Genomic DNA, 16,800 nt, shown 5'->3' with positions numbered 1-16,800 from the left:
CAAGCGGTGTGAACCTGCGCGCTTACCACTCATTCACCACGTTTCAAAACCGGGCGCTAACCTTAAATCCAGCTTTCCCTAATCAAGCGCTTTTTAATGAACAGCCATTTACGATTCGCTGGCGTCGAGGTGCGAACGTGTCCGGCAAAGCGGACGAACAGTCCCGCAAATTCATAGTTGCGACATCCCGCAGAGAGAGTCCACCCGATGCCGATGAAGTCCGTTTTTCTGGCGCTGAGCCTCGTTTCCACCCTCGCCGTCCCGGCCGCCATGGCCAATGAGCGTTATCGCGAGCGTCCGCCCGTCGTCGTCAGCCCGGACCTTTCTGCCCCTTGGGTAACCCAGCTCGGTGGCCGCGGCAATGTTCGACCCGTGGTCTATCCGCGCGCGCCTGCCGCACGCCAGCCGCTGTTCCAGCAGCGCCAGGCGGCCGCCATGCCGCAGCGACCCAGCTCCGGCGTCACATCGCAGCGCCCGGCACGGGTGCAGAATGCCGCCGTCCGCCCGAACGCACCGGTGCGCACCCAGATCGCGCCGCAATTCCTGCCGCAGATCGTGAACTATGGCACCGTTGAGAAGCCCGGCACCATCGTCATCGATACGCCGAACCGCTTCCTCTATCTCGTGCTCGCCGATGGCAAGGCCCGGCGTTACGGCGTCGGCGTCGGCAAGCCCGGTTTCGAATGGGCCGGAACCCACAAGGTGACCCGCAAGGCAGAGTGGCCGAGCTGGACCCCGCCGAAGGAAATGATCACCCGCGAGGCGGCCAAGGGACATTACCTGCCGGCCTTCATGGAAGGCGGCCCGGCCAACCCGATGGGCGCGCGCGCCATGTATCTCGGCTCGACTCTTTACCGCATTCACGGCACCAATCAGCCCTGGACGATCGGCAGCAACAATTCCTCCGGCTGCATCCGCATGCGCAACGAGGATGTCACCGATCTTTACGAGCGCGTGAATGTGGGAACCAGGGTCATAGTGATATGATGGCAACGGTTCAGTCATTCCGGCCGCTGCAGGGCCGGAATGGCGGCGTATCCGCTTGAATTGCCGCTTTGCAGCGGTACAATCCGGCTCACTTCAATGAAATTGAGACTTGGCGGGGGACGCCAGGCGCCGGACCTCTCTCAGGGGGATGACGGAACGGCCTTAAAACGGGTGGTCAATAGACCGCCCGTTTTTCGTTTCTGTCATTCAAATGTTATCAAAAAACGCTTTGGTGAATTACTGATATCAATCTGGATTCACTTCATGTCGCGCCATACTTTATTTGTTTGCGCCCTGCTCTGCAGCGGCGTTTCCTTCTCTGCCGCAATAGCGGGCGAACTTGAAATTTCCGGTTACGGCGGCTGGCAAAGCGCGCCGCACAGCGATGTGAAGGTTTCCGACGGGCCGGATTTCCGGGCCGGATGGGAAGGAAAGTCCTTTTCCAACCCGCCCTATTGGGGCGTGCGCGGCACCTACTGGTTCGATGAGGGCCAGCTCCGGAATTTCGGTATTTCGCTCGATTTCACCCATGACAAGGTCTATGCCGACGATCAGACGCTAGCCCGCTCCGGCTGGTCGCATTTCGAATTCACCGACGGCCTGAACCTTTTGACGCTGAACGCGCTCTACCGCTTTCCGCTGGAATCCCTGCCGATCACCCCTTACGTCGGCGCCGGCGTCGGCATCAATGTGCCGCATGTGGAAGTATATCGTCCCTCGGGCAAGACCTTCGAATACCAGTTCGGCGGCGCAACCCTGCAGGCGCAGGCCGGCCTCAGCTACCGCATCACCGACAATTGGTCGACCTTCGTGGAATATAAGGGCACTTATTCCTTCGTCGACGTCGATATCGACAATGGCGGCTCGTTGAAGACCGATATCATTACCAATGCGGTGAATTTCGGCGTGGCGTATAAGTTCTAGTATCGGAGTAACCACCCTCTTCCCTCATTCCTGTGCTCGTCACAGGAATCCAGCCGTCGCGCGCGTCTGCGCGGCGGGGAGAGTCCTTTCAGCCCAAGTCCTTGGGCTGGCTGGATCCCTGTGACAAGCACAGGGATGAGGAGAAGCCTCCGAAAGGCGCACCGGCCCCAACCTATCGTCACGCGCCGTCATTCCGGATCGCTGCCTTATCGGCAAACGGCGCTCTAAACCGAAAGCCTCGCCGGTTTCGGCCCGCCATAAGCCCAGTCCAGCAGCTCCACCGTGTGCAGGATCGGCATATCAGTGCCGGTTCCGATCTGCATGATGCAGCCGATATTGCCGGTGGCGATGACATCCGCCCGTGTGGCCTCGATGTTCTTCACCTTGCGGGCCTTCAGCTTGCCGGAAATCTCCGGCTGCAGGATGTTGTAGGTCCCTGCTGAGCCGCAGCACAGATGCCCCTCCGCCGGATCACGCACTATGAAACCCGCCGCCTTCAGCAGCTGTTTCGGTGCGAGCGTTATCTTCTGGCCGTGCTGCATGGAGCAGGCGGAATGATAGGCAACCGTCAGGCCCTGGCTCTGCCTTTGCGGCAGATCGAGACGGGCGAGATATTCGGTGATGTCCTTCGCCAGCGCCGAAACCCGCGCGGCTTTTTCCGCATAGGCGGGATCAAGCCGCAGCATATGGCCGTAATCCTTGATGGTGGTGCCGCAACCCGACGCGGTGATGATGATAGCGTCAAGGCCGCCATTTTCCATCTCCCGGGTCCAGACATCGACATTACGCCTTGCTTGAGCGAGCGCCTCTTCCTCCCGGCCCATATGATGCACCAGCGAGCCGCAGCAGCCCTCGCCCTTCGGCACCACAACCTCAATGCCGAGCCGCGCGAGAAGCCGCAGCGTTGCCTCATTGATACCGGGGTCGAGCACCGGCTGGGCGCAACCGGTGAGGATGGCGACGCGCCCGCGCTTTTCGCCCTCCGCCGGTCTTTCTCCCGGACGGGTGGAGGCGGAGGCAGGAGGCACGGCAGCAGGGGCGAGTGCGAGCATGGATTGCAGCGGTTTCAGCGCCGGGGCTTTGGCAAGCAGGCCCGCGAAAGGCCGCGCCAGCCTTGCCAGCTGCAAGGCCAGCCGGAAACGGGTGGGATGGGGCAGAACCGCGACCAGAAGATTGCGGATCAGCCGATCCATGAAGGGGCGCTTGTACGTCTGTTCGATATGGGCGCGGGCATGATCAACCAGATGCATGTAATCCACGCCGGAGGGACAGGTGGTGGTGCAGGCAAGACAGGAAAGACAGCGGTCGATATGGGTGACGACCTCACGGTCGGCTGGGCGGCTGTTTTCCAGCATGTCCTTGATGAGGTAAATACGGCCGCGCGGGCTGTCCAGCTCGTTGCCGAGTGTCACATAGGTGGGACAGGTGGCAGTGCAGAAACCGCAATGCACGCATTTGCGCAGGATTTTTTCGGATTCCGCCACATGCGGATCGGCCAGTTGCTGCGGCGTGAAGGATGTTTGCATGGTTCAGACCGCCCTTTGCATCGTTACGGCCATCTTGCCGGGATTAAAGATGCCCGCCGGATCGAGTTTTTCCCTGATACGTGCAGACAGGATGGCCTCCGCCGCCGGGCGCGGTTCGAAGGCCGCCACAGCGGCGCGCACGGCATCGCTTGCCCTCACCAGCGTGGCATGGCCGCCGCCCAGCGCCTTGATAGCGCCGCGCAGCAAAGCGGCCTCCGGGTCCGCCTCCATCTGCATCCAGACAAGACCACCCTGCCAGTCATAAAAGGCATCGATGCCCGCTTCCATGCGCAGCGCAGCGACGAGCCGGTGGCCGGCGGCAGGTGCAACGGAGACTTTCCACAGCGGCTTGGTATTCTGACCGGCATAGGGCGCGACATCACGCACCTGCCGCCATAAAAGCCCGCTTTCCTCGCCCTCCAGCAGCGCCCATGGACCGACCCGGTCCATGACGGAGAGGAGCTTGCGGGCGCGCGCTTCCACCGAGGCGGAGAGCCCTTCCAGCCGCAGAATTGTCGCCGGACCTTCCGGCAGGTTGCCATCGATGAAGCGGGAACGCACGCTTTCCGGCAGATGCGCCGCTCCGGAGACCTCGACGCTCAGCGCCATCGCCGCGGCCATGATGCGTGTCGCCGCCTCATCGTCGAGACCGGAAACGACCACGGTTTTTTCCGCAGGCGGTTTCGGCAATACGCGGAAAGTCACCTCCGTGAGAAAACCGAGCGTGCCGAAAGATCCGGCAAGGAACTTCGACAGGTCGAGCCCGGTGACATTCTTCATCACCCGGCCGCCGGCCTTGATGATCTCGCCGCTGCCATTGACGAAACGGATGCCGAGCAGGCTGTCGCGGGCGGCACCCGCCACATAACGGCGCGGGCCGGAGACATTGGCGGCAAAGACGCCGCCGATGGTCGGCTCACCTTCTGTGCCCATGATCGGGCGGTGGTCCATCGGCTCGAAGGCCATCATCTGCCGGTTTTGTGCAAGGGCGGCTTCGATGGTGGCGAGCGGGGTGCCTGCCCTGACGGTCATGACCATTTCGGCGGGGACGTAGGAAACGATGCCAGCCATTGCGCGGGAGCTCAGCCCGGTTTCCGCCGCCACGGCATTGCCGAAACCGGAGCGGGTATTGCCGCCGAAGATTTTCAACGGGATTCTTCGGGTCGCGTGGTCGCGGATGATATCGGCGACCTGGGTTTCTGCGTACGGCGTCAGCATGGGGTTGCGGGCTCCGGGCATGGGACAGCGAAGTTTGCGCAAGGGATACCCCCCTCTTCCCTGCCGGGCATCTCCCCCTCAAGGGGGGAGATCGAATCGAGGCGATCTCTCACTCCACTCTCGAACGCTGCGAATGAAGCGATGCGCGGGCGTCTTGCCGATCTCCCCCCTTGAGGGGGAGATGCCCGGCAGGGCAGAGGGGGGTGAGCCGTACCCACAGAGACCATAAAACTCACACCCATCACTCCCTCCCCTCCAGCGGAAACACCTTGGAAGGATTCATCAACCAACCCTCGTCAAAAGCCGCGCGCACCGCCATCTGCTGGGCAAGATCGGCCTCACCATATTGGTGGCGCATCAGATCGCGTTTTTCGATGCCCACACCATGCTCGCCGGTCAAACAGCCACCCGCATCCACACAGAGCTTCAATATTTCATTGCCTGCCTCTTCCGCGCGGGCCGCGTCTTCAGGATCATTGGCATTGAACAGGATGAGCGGATGCATGTTGCCATCACCGGCATGGAAGACGTTTGCGACGCGCAGGCCGAGACGGTCGGTGATCTCGCTCGTCTTTTTCAGCACATAAGAAAGCTGGGAAAGCGGCACCGTGCCATCCATGCAGATATAATCCGCGATGCGGCCCGTTGCGCCGAAGGCGGATTTGCGGCCTTTCCAGATCGCCGCAGCCTCCATGGCCGACTGGCATTCCTTCACCGTCTTCACGCCATGTTTTCGGGCAATGGTGACGATATCGGCAAGCATGGCGTCCATTTCCGCCTCGGAGCCTTCGACTTCCACGATCAGAAGCGCCCCGACATCCAGCGGATATCCCGCTTTGGCGAAGGCCTCGCAGATCTCGATGGCCGGCTTGTCCATGAACTCAATGGCAACAGGGATGATGCCCGCACCGATGATATCGGCCACGCATGAACCCGCTTCTTCCGAGGTTTCAAAACCGAACAGCACCGGGCGCGCGCCTTCCGGCTTGGCGATCAGCCGTACCGTCGCCTCGGTGACGATGCCGAGCTGGCCTTCCGAGCCGCAGACGAGGGCGAGCAGGTCGTAACCGCCGGCGTCGAGATATTTACCGCCCAGTTCGAGAACAGTGCCATCCACCAGCACCATTTTCACGCCGAGCAGATTATTGGTGGTGACGCCATATTTCAGGCAATGCGCGCCGCCGGAATTCATGCCGATATTGCCGCCGATGGTGCAGGCCAGCTGCGAACTGGGATCAGGCGCATAAAAGAAGCCTTCAGCGCCGGCCGCATCGGAAATGGAGAGATTGGTGACGCCCGCCTGCACCCGCGCCGTGCGATTGTAAAAATCAAGCTCAAGGATCGCGCTCATCTTCGAAAGGCCGATCACCACCGCATCCTCCTGCGGGATCGCCCCGCCGGAGAGCGAGGTGCCGGCGCCGCGCGGCACGACCGGAATGCCGTAGCGATGACAATATTTCATCACCGCCGCCACGTCCTCGGTCGTCTTCGGCAGCGCCACGGCAAGCGGCAGGCGGCGATAAGAGACAAAGGCATCGGTTTCGAAAGGCACGAGTTCGCGCGGCTCGTGCACAAGACAGTCCGCCGGCAGAATATCCTTGAGATCAGCTATGATGCGGTCGCGATCTGCGACCACCTTCGCGCGCGGCTCCAGAAACTTTATCGGCTGTGTCACCGCCCCTCCTCCATGCCATTTCACCAACTGGTATTGTTTCTTTACCACTTTGAAACGGCGCAATCAAATGATATGGATTTTTTCCATTCTGGAAATAATCAAGGGCAACTATGACAAATCTGGGCGATCTGGAAGTCTTCGCAAGCGTTGCCGCCTCCGGCAGCATGTCGCTCGCCGCCAAGGAGCTTGGCTATTCGCCCGCCGTCATTTCCAAGCGCATCAAGCGGCTGGAAGAAAAGCTCGGCGCACGACTTTTCCAGCGCACCACGCGGCAGATTTCTTTGACCGAAGCGGGACAGGGCTTTTACGAGCGAGTGCTGGCCGTACTGGAAGGGCTGGAGGAAGCGGAGGATTTCGTCTCCGGCCGCGCCAACACCGTCAACGGCACACTGAAGGTTTCCGCACCCACCTCCTTCGGGCGCATGCATATCGCGCCGCATCTGAAGACATTCATGGAGCGGCATCCGGACCTCTCGGTCCATCTGGTGCTCAGCGACGAGTTCATCGATATCATCGAGGGTGGTTACGACCTGGCTATCCGTATTGCCGATCTCAACTCCTCCAGCCTCGTCGCCCGCCGTCTGGCGCCGGTGCGCCGCGTGCTCTGCGCCTCGGCGGACTATGTGGCGGCCCACGGCATGCCGGCGACAATCGAGGATCTGAAGAAACACCGCTGCCTGCCGGCGCACAATAACGACGTGTGGCGACTGGAGGGGCCGGGCGGTGCGCTCAGCATCCGGCCGGAGGGAATGCTGGTCACCAATTCGAGCGAAGTGATCCGCGAGGCGGTGATATCAGGACTTGGCATTGCGCTGCGTTCCACCTGGGATATCGGCCATGAATTGCGCAGCGGGAAGCTGGTACAAGTGCTGCCCGGTTATGAGGGATCGCGCAATGTCACGCTGTCGGCGGTTTATCCGAGCCGGCAGTTCCTACCCGCGAAGGTGCGGCTGTTCATCGATTATCTGGCCGGGCTTTATGGGCCTTCACCCTACTGGGAACAAGGCTAAGGCGGCGAGGCCGTATCAGCACCACCTCTCCTCCCTCACGCCTGTGCTCGTCACAGGGATCCACCCAGCCCAAGTCCTTGGGCTGAAAGGATTCTCTCCGCCGCGCAGACGCGCGTTGGCTGGATTCCTGTGACGGGCACAGTAATGAGGGAGACTGGGTTGCCCCTTAATGCCCGCCCTCTGCATGGGACCGGCGGATGCGGCGCACGACCCACCACACGCCAAGCACGGCGAAGGGAACGGAGATACCGGTGACCACGGCCGGATCAACCGGAAGCACATCATGGCTGATCGCCTTGGTGAGATAACCGATGAGGCCGACGACATAATAGGAGATGGCAGCGACCGAGAGGCCTTCGACCGTCTGCTGCAGGCGAAGCTGCATGGCGGCGCGCTTGTTCATGGTGTTGAGCAACACCGTGTTCTGCCGCTCCAGTTCCACATCGATCCAGCTTCGAACCAGAGCCGTGGCGCGATAGAGCTTGCGCGACAGGTTGGCCTGCCGCTCCTCCACCGACTGGCAGGTGCGCATGGCGGGCGCCATGCGCCGTTCCAGAAAGCTGCCCATGGTCTCATGGCCCTGCACCGGCGTTTCCGCCAGCGCCCGGATGCGTTCGCGCACGATGCCGTCATAGGCGCGGCTGGCGCCGAAACGATAGAGGCTGAGCGCGGCATTGGCTTCGAGTTCCGCCGCAAGCCGGGTCATCTCCGCCAGCAGCGCATCGGCCTCGTCGCGCGCACCGTTTTTCATGCGCTGGGTGATGCCGGTCAGACCATCCTCGATGCGGCGGATTTCCGGCGACAGCGTCTGCGCCATCGGCAGGCCCAGCATGGCGAGCGTGCGGTAGGTCTCGATATCCAGCAGCCGCTGCACCAGCGCGCCGCGGCTGTAATCGGTGAGGCCCCGGTCGATCACCAATATCTGCGTCAGCCCATCGCGATCCTGGCGGAAATCGGTGAGGATAGCGGCCTGCCCGTCGCGCACATCGCTGTGACAGAGGCTGGTCGGTTCGAACATCGCTTCCGCCTGGGAGGTGACACCGTTCTCAGGACGGATTTCCAGCCGCACGCCCGAGATTAGCGAGCCGGGTGGCGAAAAGCCGTCGCCGAAGGGATCGCCCGCGATTTCGCCGCCAAATTTTTCCGGTGCGGGGCCATCCCAGAACCAGGTCGAGAACTCGGTATGCCGCTCCCAGCGAAGCGTCCCCTGCCCCCAGGGCATTGCATGGTGGCGGGCATCTCGTTCCGGTGGTGCGACACCACGGCTGCGCGACATTTCCGCGATGACCGAGTGATGCACGGCCGAGCCGCCATCCATCATGAAGGCGAGCTGGATGATGATGCGCGATGGGGCAAGCAGCACGGTCGGCCGCGCATGCACCTCACCCAGAGCCAGCGACCTTTCCGGCGCGCTTGCGAATGCAAATCTACCCTTGGCCATTGCGATATCGTCCCCGCTTCTTGTCCCGGATTTCTAAGCCATCGATCACAATGAAAACACCGCAATCGAAGCCGATGTAATTGTTTTGATCCATCTGGCGGAAAAATCCGCCATCATCACCCTGTCCAGCTGCTGCTTTAACAAAAGCCAGTTTCAAAAGGCAGATGCCGTGTTGCCGCAGGCATGACACGGCCAGGCGGAGAACTGGATAGAATATTTGACCAGTGCGACGCTTCGCTGGTACTTTGCCCGGCATCAAATACGGGGCGGCATCTCGCCGGAGACTTCTGCGATGGACGAAACGCTTTTTGCGCGCATCGAGCACAGCCGCACATCGCAGGAGGTCGTGCTGCGGTTCGAGGAACTGATCCTCGACGGCATCTTGCGGGATGGCGACCGGCTGCCGGGCGAACGGGAACTGGCGCAGAAGCTCGATGTCTCGCGCCCGATCCTGCGGGAAGCACTGAAAGAGCTTGAGACCCGCGGCCTTCTCGTGAGCAGGCATGGCGGCGGCACCTATGTCGCCGATATCGTCGGCGCGGTCTTTTCAGACCCGTTGAGCGCACTGATTACCCGCCACAGCCGGGCGACGCGGGATTTCCTCGAATATCGCCGTTATATCGAAGGCATGACCGCCGAACTTGCCGCACAGCGGGCGACGGAACCGGACAGGCGCAACCTTGCCGCCATCGTCGACCGAATGCGTGAGGCGCATGAGGCGGGCCGCTTCGAAGAGGAACTGTCAGGCGATGTGGAATTTCACAATGCCATCGGCGAGGCAGCGCATAATATCGTGCTGATGCACACGCTGCGCTCCTGCTACAAGCTTCTGAGCGACGACATCTTCTATAATCGCCATCTCATCTTCACCGTCGCGGGCGCCCATGACGAGGTGTTGAGGCAACATATCGCCATCCACGATGCCATCGCCGCCGGCAATCCGGCAGCAGCGAGGGCGGCGGCGGAAGCCCATATCGACTTCATCGTGGAGACAACCTCCAAGGCCCATCAGGCGCGGGAATGGGACCGGATTTCCCGTTTGCGACAGCAGCAGCGCAGCGGCTGAAAACACCGTCTGGTGAAATGCGCCATCCATTTTATTCGGTTTTTGATGGAACCTTTTGTGCTCTTCGGTCTTTTTATCGGGTTAATTGGAAAAATTTACCAAGATGGGACCCATGACAACCACGAGCGAAACTGAACGCTATCCGCGGATAGCTCTCATATCGACGCATGGCTATGTCGCCGCGCATCCGCCACTGGGCGCGGCCGATACCGGGGGACAGGTGGTTTATGTGCTTGAGCTTGCACGCAAACTCGGCCAGCTCGGTTACACCGTCGATCTTTATACCCGCCGCTTCGAAGACCAGCCGGAATTCGACGAGGTTGACGAGCGCGTCCGTGTGGTGCGCATTCCCTGCGGCGGACGCGATTTCATTCCCAAGGAATATCTGCACCGGCACCTGATGGAATGGTGCGAAAACGCGCTGCGTTTCATCAAGAAGAACGACCTGAATTATTCTTTCATCAACAGCCATTACTGGGACGCCGGCGTGGCAGGCCAGAGGCTCTCCGAAGCGCTCAAAATCCCGCATCTGCACACGCCGCATTCGCTTGGCATCTGGAAGAAGCGCCAGATGGAGACGGACTATCCGGAAAAGGCCGACACGTTCGAACTGGAGTTCAACTTCAGGGAGCGCATCCAGCACGAACTGATCATCTATCGAAGCTGCGACATGGTGATCGCAACCACTCCGGTACAGCTCGACGTGCTGATTGAGGATTACGGGCAAAAACGCAAGCATATCCACATGATCCCGCCGGGTTATGACGACAACCGTTTCTTCCCGGTTTCGGATGCGACGCGGCAGATGATCCGGCAGCGTTTCGGCTTCGAGGGAAAGACGGTTCTGGCCCTTGGGCGGCTTGCCACCAACAAGGGTTATGATCTGCTGATAGACGGCTTCTCCGTTCTTGCGGAGCGCGAACCGGAAGCCCGTCTGCATCTCGCCGTTGGCGGTGAGAATATGGACGAACAGGAAACCACGATCCTCAACCAGCTGAAGGAGCGGGTGAAAGCGCTCGGTCTGGAAAACAAGGTGGCCTTTTCCGGCTATGTCGCGGACGAGGACCTGCCGGATATCTATCGCGCTGCCGATCTTTTCGTGCTTTCCAGCCGCTACGAGCCGTTCGGCATGACCGCGATCGAGGCGATGGCGAGCGGCACGCCAACCGTCGTCACCATCCATGGCGGGTTGTTCCGGGCCGTGAGCTATGGCCGCCACGCGCTGTTTGCCGACCCTTTCGACAAGGAAGACCTCGGCATCACCATGATGAAGCCGTTCAAGCACGAGCGGCTTTACGGGCGGCTTTCCCGCATGGGGGCACACAAGGCGCGCAGCCTGTTCACCTGGACCGGCATTGCCCAGCAGTTGCTCGCCCTTGTGGAAGGCAGGACCATGATGCCGGTTCTGGAAGAAGCCGACTGGGCCGAACCATGGAATGACGGCGATTGAAACCGCTTCGTCTTTTTTCCACCGATCTCGACGGAACCGTTGTCGGCGACAATGACGCCACGCGGCGGTTTCGCGATTTCTGGCACTCATTGCCGGAGGCAAAGCGTCCCCTCCTCGTTTTCAACAGCGGCAGGCTGATCGACGACCAGCTCGCCCTCCTGGAAGAGGTGCCGCTGCCGCAGCCGGACTACATCATCGGCGGCGTCGGCACGATGCTGCACGCCAAAAAGCGAAGCGAACTGGAAAGCGCCTACACACAGTCCCTCGGCACCGGTTTCGACCCGCGGAAGATTGCCGAGGTCATGGCCGGAATTCCCGGTGTGACGATGCAGGAGGAGCGTTACCAGCACGGCTTGAAATCGAGCTGGTTCCTGCATGACGCCGATGACGCCACGCTCGGGGAGATCGAAGCAGCGCTTGTAGCGGCTGATATCGACGCCCGTCTCGTCTACTCCAGCGATCGCGACCTCGACATCTTGCCGAAAGCCGCGGACAAGGGCGCAGCGCTCACATGGTTATGTGGACAATTACGCATCGGCCTCGACGAATCAGTGGTTGCGGGCGATACTGGCAATGATCGGGCGATGTTCGAGTTGAAGAATATTCGCGGCGTGATCGTCGGCAATGCCCTGCCGGAGCTTGTCTCGCTGGCACATCAGGAAACACGCTTTTTTCACGCGGCTGCGAGAGAAGCGGACGGTGTGGTCGAGGGCCTCCGGCACTGGGGTATAACCCCTGATTAAAGCAGCCCCGGCCACAATTCATAGCGGCTTTGCATTCTGAATGGCTTGAAGGCAGGCAGAGAGAGTATTACCGCATCGGCTGTCCGGCCGCGGGGAACCGCCCGGTCAGAACTTTGTTCGCAAATCTACCACATCCCCTGCGCCCAAAGGCTTCATCAGCATGAAGACAGTAGTGGGTTATGGGTAAAGGGGGATTGGCGGAATCTGCGGCATCTCTATATTAGCAATTATCACTACCCGGCAAAGAGGATTTATTCGGATTGAAGATTTTGAATCGATTGGCGACAGATGTTGGCTTGATGTTGCGCAGACCGCCGCGACAGCAATATGCGGCGCTGTGCTATCGATTGTCGAAAAAAAATCCGGGGCCGGAAGTCTTGCTGCTGACCAGCAGGGATACGGGCCGATGGGTCATTCCCAAGGGCTGGCCGATGGCCAACAAGAAGGCCCATGCGGTGGCCGAGCAGGAAGCCTATGAGGAAGCCGGTGTCAAAGGCACGGTGGAAAAGGCGCCCTTCGGTTATTACGACTACGAGAAAAAGCTGAACAGCGGCGTCAACGTGCCATGCAGGGTGCAGGTGCATCTGCTCGAAGTTTCGGAAATGCAGGAAAGCTTTCCCGAGAAGGAATCGAGACGTTTGGAATGGGTCAGTCCGCAAGAAGCCGGCAAGCGCGTCAACGAGCCGGAACTGAAGGCGCTTATGCTCGCTTTCGACAAGCGGATGGCGCATTCGAAATAGCGCGCCCGCCCCTGATGTGGCAATGTGCAGTTTGTTTTTCCAACATGGCTTTTATCGTCTTTCCTTTTGGAAAGATGTGCGAGATGTAACAGTCTTTCTGTAAATTGCCTTCAACCTGCGACGCTGCCGGACGAAAGGGAATGCTGGCAAACGAGGTGTGAATGGCAACGAAGCCGCCATCAAACATGAAGCCGACGCTCGACAAGGATCTCGACAAGTTCACCCGTGTCGAGGAGGCGACGCTGCACGTCACGCAGCAGCTTGCCGGCCTTGGCGCGGGGTTCATGTTCGTTGTTCTCGCGGCTGTCTTCGCAGGCGCTTTCGTCACGGGCACCGCGGGTGCCGTCATCATCATCGCCGCCGTCGCCATCGGCGCCTATATGGCCATCAATATCGGCGCGAACGACGTGACGAACAATGTCGGCCCGGCGGTCGGCGCCAAGGCCATGCCGCTTGCCGTTGCGCTCATCGTCGCCGCCATCTGCGAGATTGCCGGGGCATTGATCACCGGCGGCAATGTCGTGGAGACCATTTCCAGCGGCATCATCAACGTCGAGACCATCCCCGACAGGACCGCCTTTTCCTGGGCGATGCTGTCGGCGCTTCTCGCCGCCGGCCTTCTCGTCAATATCTCGACCTGGACAAGAGCGCCGATCTCCACCACCCATACGGTGGTCGGCGGGGTTGCGGGCGCCGGAATGGCCGCCTATGGGGCGAAAGCGGTCGACTGGCTTTCGCTCGGCAGCATCGCCTTCGCATGGGTACTCGCACCCTTCATCAGCGCCTTCATCGCCGTCGCCATCCTTGCTTTCATCAAGGAATTCATCATTTACCGCGAGGACAAGATCGGCTCGGCCCGGCTGTGGGTTCCGGTTCTCATCGGCCTGATGGCGGGCGTCTTCATGGCCTATCTCATCTGGGTCGGATTGCGGCAGCTCATGCATGTGTCGCTTGGCCATGCCAGCCTCATAGGGCTGGTGACCGGGCTTGTGGCGTGGCGGCTTTGTGTGCCGATCATCCACAAACAATCGGAAGGGCTGGAGAACCGCAACCAGTCGCTTCGAATCCTGTTCCAATGGCCGCTCGTTCTCGCCGCCGCCTTGATGTCCTTCGCGCATGGGGCAAATGACGTTTCGAACGCCATCGGCCCTGTCGTGGCCATCGTGCGCGCCCTGCATGATGAGGCGGTGAGCACCTCCGCCCGCGCACCGCTGTGGGTGATGCTGGTCGGCGCCTTCGGGCTTTCCTGCGGTATTCTTCTTTATGGCCCGCGCCTCATCCGCCTCGTCGGTGAACAGATCACCAAGCTCAATCCGATGCGCGCGTTTTGCGTTTCCGTGGCCACGGCGCTCACTGTCCTCGTTGCATCGCGCTTCGGCCTGCCGGTCAGCACCACCCACACCGCCATCGGCGCGGTGTTCGGCGTTGGCTTCTTCCGTGAATGGTATACGCAATCGTCACGGCGGCGGCAGGAGCTCGTTCAGGCGGGAGCCGGCCAGACAATCCGCCGCGCCCAAAAATATGCCGACAATCCCTCCGAGGTGCGCCGCCGTTATCTTGTCCGGCGCTCCCACTTCATGACGATCATCGCCGCCTGGCTGGTCACCGTTCCCTTAAGTGCAACGCTTGCGGCGCTGCTCTATTGGCTCATGTCCTTCCTCTTTCTCTGAAACCGAAAAATCCCATGCGCGCTAATTTCCGGATGCAACGCCTGTACATCGAAGCCAATCTTGCCGAAGGCGTCGCGCAGGAGGCAACAACCGAACAGTTCAACTATCTCGCCAATGTGCTACGCATGACCGACGGCGCGGAAATCCTGCTGTTCAACGGGCGTGACGGCGAATGGAAAACGAGACTTTCCTTTCCGAGCCGCAAGAAGATCATTCTCGTACCCCTCGAGCAGACACGTCCGCAGCCGGATGCACCTGACCTGCATTATCTTTTCGCACCGCTGAAAGTCGGGCGCATGGATTATGTGGTGCAGAAGGCGGTGGAAATGGGCGCCGGCCTGTTGCAGCCGGTGATGACGCAGCACGTCCAGGGCAAGATTCACAACACCGAAAAACTGCGCGCCAACGCCATCGAGGCCGCCGAGCAGTGCGGCATACTGTCCCTGCCCGACGTGGCCGAACCTGTGAAACTGAAGGACATGCTCGAGTCCTGGCCTCACGACCGGCGCATCATCTATTGCGACGAAGGCGATGCGGGGCAAAATCCGTTGCCGATCCTGCAATCCGTCACGGAACGCAAAATTGCCCTGCTGGTCGGCCCGGAAGGCGGATTTTCCGAAGAGGAGCGGGAGCTTCTGCGCGGCCTTTCCTTCGTTACCCCCATTCCGCTCGGGCCGCGAATCCTGAGGGCCGACACGGCCGCCGTCGCCGCACTTGCAGTCATTCAGGCTGTTATCGGCGACTGGAACTGAGAGGCACCATTGCGCTTCATGCATCTTTAAAAGAAATTCATTTGCCTCCGGATACGATCCGGCCCTATCTGCCAATCATATGCCTCGCCGCAACAGAGACGTCATAACAAGGTAAGCCATGGCACGCGACACGACCGACCAGACACCCCTCTCCTCCGTCACGGAGCTTACAGATTATCTGGCAGGCGGTTGCAAAGCTGAAGCCGATTTCCGCATCGGCACCGAACACGAAAAATTCGCCTTTTTCCGCAAGGATAACAGTCCCGTTCCCTATTTCGGCGAAGCCAGCATTTCGGCCCTTTTGAAGGGCATGCAGGAAAAGCTCGGCTGGGAGCCGATCATGGACGGCGAGAACATCATCGGCCTTGGCGAACAGCACGGCATGGGGGCCATCTCCATCGAGCCGGGCGGCCAGTTCGAACTGTCAGGCGCGCCGCTCGAGAACCTGCATCAGACCTGCAAGGAATCCAACCAGCATCTGGCGACCGTGCGCGAAGTGGCCGAGCCGATGGGCATTCGTTTCCTCGGCATCGGCGGCAGCCCGTTGTGGAGCTATGACGAAACCCCGCATATGCCGAAATCGCGTTACGCGATTATGACGCGCTATATGCCGAAGGTCGGGACCAAGGGTCTCGACATGATGTACCGCACCTGCACCATTCAGGTTAATCTCGATTTCTCCTCCGAAGCTGACATGCGCCAGAAGATGCGTGTTTCCATGAAGCTGCAGTCGCTGGCAACCGCGCTCTTTGCCTCTTCGCCCTTCACCGAAGGCAAGCCGAACGGTCTGCTCTCCTGGCGCGGCGATATCTGGCGCGACACCGACAATCGCCGCTCGGGCGTGCTGCCCTTCACCTTCAAAGATGACTTCGGCTTCAAGGACTATGTGGAATGGGCGCTTGATGTGCCGATGTATTTCATCGTGCGCGACGGCAAATATCACGATTGCACCCATGTCACCTTCCGTCAGTTCATGAATGGCGCGCTAAAGGGCGAAATCGCCGAGTGGCAGCCGACAATGGGCGACTGGACGAACCATCTTTCCACCCTGTTCCCGGATGTGCGCCTGAAGCGCTTCCTCGAAATGCGCGGTGCGGATGGCGGCCCGTGGAGGCGCATCTGCGCCCTGCCGGCGTTCTGGGTCGGACTTCTCTATGATCAGGAAGCGCTTGATGCTGCCGATGCACTGACGGCCGGCTGGAGTTTCGATGAGGTCATTGCGCTACGCGACGCCGTACCGGCTAAGGGTCTGGCCGCAGAGATCGCCGGCAAGCCACTCCTCGGCATCGCCCGTGAGGTGCTCGACATTTCCCGCACCGGCCTGAAAAACCGCAAACGCCTGAATGGCGAAGGCCAGGATGAGACCGTGTTCCTGTCCTCGCTGGATGAGGTTCTGGCCAAGAAGACCACCCTCGCCGAAGACCTGCTTGCGCTTTATAATGGCCGCTGGGGCGGTTCGGTGCTGCCGGTCTTCGAGGAATATCAATATTGAGGCATTGGCACTAAAGCTGCACCGCCATTAAAAAAGCCCGGCGCGGCCGAGGGGCCTGACACCGGGCAAAGGCAGGGCTATTGGCAAATCACCCTGCGGGGAAAAC

At 60.6% G+C, this 16,800-nt stretch carries 15 protein-coding genes; 10 read left to right on the top strand and 5 right to left on the bottom strand.

Annotated elements, in window-relative coordinates:
- The first annotated feature begins 207 nt into the window (after positions 1-207).
- The gene (locus MRBLRC7O_RS01580) at positions 208-987 is read left to right on the top strand and encodes a L,D-transpeptidase (protein ID WP_080865873.1); all 780 of its coding nucleotides are present in this window, start codon (positions 208-210) and stop codon (positions 985-987) included.
- Between the two features lie 264 nt (positions 988-1,251).
- A complete protein-coding gene (locus tag MRBLRC7O_RS01575) occupies positions 1,252-1,911 on the top strand; it encodes an outer membrane beta-barrel protein (RefSeq protein ID WP_080865871.1) in 660 nt (219 codons plus the stop codon).
- Positions 1,912-2,135: 224 nt separating this feature from the next.
- On the opposite strand, the gene glcF is transcribed toward MRBLRC7O_RS01575, so the two are convergent.
- The 3 genes from glcF to MRBLRC7O_RS01560 form a co-directional block, all read right to left on the bottom strand.
- On the bottom strand, positions 2,136-3,437 hold the full coding sequence (glcF, locus tag MRBLRC7O_RS01570; protein WP_080865870.1) for a glycolate oxidase subunit GlcF: 1,302 nt from the start codon (positions 3,435-3,437) through the stop codon (positions 2,136-2,138).
- A gap of 3 nt (positions 3,438-3,440) precedes the next feature.
- On the bottom strand, positions 3,441-4,655 hold the full coding sequence (gene glcE, locus MRBLRC7O_RS01565; protein WP_080866531.1) for a glycolate oxidase subunit GlcE: 1,215 nt from the start codon (positions 4,653-4,655) through the stop codon (positions 3,441-3,443).
- 241 nt (positions 4,656-4,896) lie between these two features.
- Positions 4,897-6,330 (bottom strand): FAD-linked oxidase C-terminal domain-containing protein, encoded by a 1,434-nt coding sequence (locus tag MRBLRC7O_RS01560; RefSeq protein ID WP_080865868.1) that lies wholly within the window; start codon positions 6,328-6,330, stop codon positions 4,897-4,899.
- Positions 6,331-6,440: 110 nt separating this feature from the next.
- Between MRBLRC7O_RS01560 and MRBLRC7O_RS01555 the strand changes: the two genes are divergently transcribed.
- Positions 6,441-7,340, top strand: a complete 900-nt coding sequence (locus MRBLRC7O_RS01555; RefSeq protein WP_003503202.1) for a LysR family transcriptional regulator — start codon at positions 6,441-6,443, stop codon at positions 7,338-7,340.
- 166 nt (positions 7,341-7,506) lie between these two features.
- On the opposite strand, the gene MRBLRC7O_RS01550 is transcribed toward MRBLRC7O_RS01555, so the two are convergent.
- Both MRBLRC7O_RS01550 and MRBLRC7O_RS01545 read right to left on the bottom strand, forming a co-directional pair.
- Positions 7,507-8,781, bottom strand: coding sequence for a DUF3422 family protein (locus MRBLRC7O_RS01550; protein WP_003503204.1), 1,275 nt, complete (start codon positions 8,779-8,781; stop codon positions 7,507-7,509).
- Positions 8,768-9,037 carry a hypothetical protein gene (locus MRBLRC7O_RS01545; protein ID WP_080865866.1) on the bottom strand — a complete coding sequence of 90 codons (270 nt, stop codon included), beginning with the start codon at positions 9,035-9,037 and terminating at the stop codon, positions 8,768-8,770. Before MRBLRC7O_RS01545 ends, MRBLRC7O_RS01550 begins: the two co-directional genes overlap by 14 nt.
- Before the next feature lie 36 nt (positions 9,038-9,073).
- On the opposite strand from MRBLRC7O_RS01545, the gene MRBLRC7O_RS01540 reads away from it, so the two are divergent.
- The 7 genes from MRBLRC7O_RS01540 (at position 9,074) to MRBLRC7O_RS01510 (ending at position 16,694) form a co-directional block, all read left to right on the top strand.
- Positions 9,074-9,847 (top strand): FadR/GntR family transcriptional regulator, encoded by a 774-nt coding sequence (locus MRBLRC7O_RS01540; RefSeq protein WP_060722944.1) that lies wholly within the window; start codon positions 9,074-9,076, stop codon positions 9,845-9,847.
- A gap of 103 nt (positions 9,848-9,950) precedes the next feature.
- Entirely contained in the window at positions 9,951-11,297 is a 1,347-nt protein-coding gene (locus MRBLRC7O_RS01535) for a glycosyltransferase family 4 protein (protein WP_162690853.1), read from the top strand.
- Positions 11,294-12,040, top strand: coding sequence for an HAD family hydrolase (locus tag MRBLRC7O_RS01530; protein WP_080865864.1), 747 nt, complete (start codon positions 11,294-11,296; stop codon positions 12,038-12,040). Before MRBLRC7O_RS01535 ends, MRBLRC7O_RS01530 begins: the two co-directional genes overlap by 4 nt.
- Before the next feature lie 299 nt (positions 12,041-12,339).
- A complete protein-coding gene (locus tag MRBLRC7O_RS01525) occupies positions 12,340-12,780 on the top strand; it encodes an NUDIX hydrolase (protein WP_035212549.1) in 441 nt (146 codons plus the stop codon).
- A 161-nt stretch (positions 12,781-12,941) separates the two neighbouring features.
- On the top strand, positions 12,942-14,450 hold the full coding sequence (locus MRBLRC7O_RS01520) for an inorganic phosphate transporter (protein WP_060726040.1): 1,509 nt from the start codon (positions 12,942-12,944) through the stop codon (positions 14,448-14,450).
- A 14-nt stretch (positions 14,451-14,464) separates the two neighbouring features.
- Positions 14,465-15,202 (top strand): 16S rRNA (uracil(1498)-N(3))-methyltransferase, encoded by a 738-nt coding sequence (locus MRBLRC7O_RS01515; protein WP_003503215.1) that lies wholly within the window; start codon positions 14,465-14,467, stop codon positions 15,200-15,202.
- A gap of 118 nt (positions 15,203-15,320) precedes the next feature.
- The gene (locus tag MRBLRC7O_RS01510; protein WP_080865855.1) at positions 15,321-16,694 is read left to right on the top strand and encodes a glutamate--cysteine ligase; all 1,374 of its coding nucleotides are present in this window, start codon (positions 15,321-15,323) and stop codon (positions 16,692-16,694) included.
- Positions 16,695-16,800: the final 106 nt, after the last annotated feature.

Origin of the sequence: Agrobacterium radiobacter (assembly GCF_040801995.1) — a bacterium.
In the GTDB taxonomy this organism is placed as follows: Bacteria; Pseudomonadota; Alphaproteobacteria; order Rhizobiales; family Rhizobiaceae; genus Agrobacterium; species Agrobacterium radiobacter.
This window is presented reverse-complemented; position numbering and strand designations above follow the sequence as displayed.

Excerpts from the sequence above, each read along its gene's own strand:
- MRBLRC7O_RS01580 (WP_080865873.1), top strand. The coding sequence starts at position 208 with ATGCCGATGAAGTCCGTTTTTCTGGCGCTGAGCCTCGTTTCCACCCTC.
- MRBLRC7O_RS01575 (WP_080865871.1), top strand. The coding sequence starts at position 1,252 with ATGTCGCGCCATACTTTATTTGTTTGCGCCCTGCTCTGCAGCGGCGTT.
- glcF (WP_080865870.1), bottom strand. The coding sequence starts at position 3,437 with ATGCAAACATCCTTCACGCCGCAGCAACTGGCCGATCCGCATGTGGCG.
- glcE (WP_080866531.1), bottom strand. The coding sequence starts at position 4,655 with ATGCTGACGCCGTACGCAGAAACCCAGGTCGCCGATATCATCCGCGAC.
- MRBLRC7O_RS01555 (WP_003503202.1), top strand. The coding sequence starts at position 6,441 with ATGACAAATCTGGGCGATCTGGAAGTCTTCGCAAGCGTTGCCGCCTCC.
- MRBLRC7O_RS01550 (WP_003503204.1), bottom strand. The coding sequence starts at position 8,781 with ATGGCCAAGGGTAGATTTGCATTCGCAAGCGCGCCGGAAAGGTCGCTG.
- MRBLRC7O_RS01545 (WP_080865866.1), bottom strand. The coding sequence starts at position 9,037 with ATGCCGGGCAAAGTACCAGCGAAGCGTCGCACTGGTCAAATATTCTAT.
- MRBLRC7O_RS01540 (WP_060722944.1), top strand. The coding sequence starts at position 9,074 with ATGGACGAAACGCTTTTTGCGCGCATCGAGCACAGCCGCACATCGCAG.
- MRBLRC7O_RS01535 (WP_162690853.1), top strand. The coding sequence starts at position 9,951 with ATGGGACCCATGACAACCACGAGCGAAACTGAACGCTATCCGCGGATA.
- MRBLRC7O_RS01525 (WP_035212549.1), top strand. The coding sequence starts at position 12,340 with ATGTTGCGCAGACCGCCGCGACAGCAATATGCGGCGCTGTGCTATCGA.
- MRBLRC7O_RS01520 (WP_060726040.1), top strand. The coding sequence starts at position 12,942 with ATGGCAACGAAGCCGCCATCAAACATGAAGCCGACGCTCGACAAGGAT.
- MRBLRC7O_RS01515 (WP_003503215.1), top strand. The coding sequence starts at position 14,465 with ATGCGCGCTAATTTCCGGATGCAACGCCTGTACATCGAAGCCAATCTT.
- MRBLRC7O_RS01510 (WP_080865855.1), top strand. The coding sequence starts at position 15,321 with ATGGCACGCGACACGACCGACCAGACACCCCTCTCCTCCGTCACGGAG.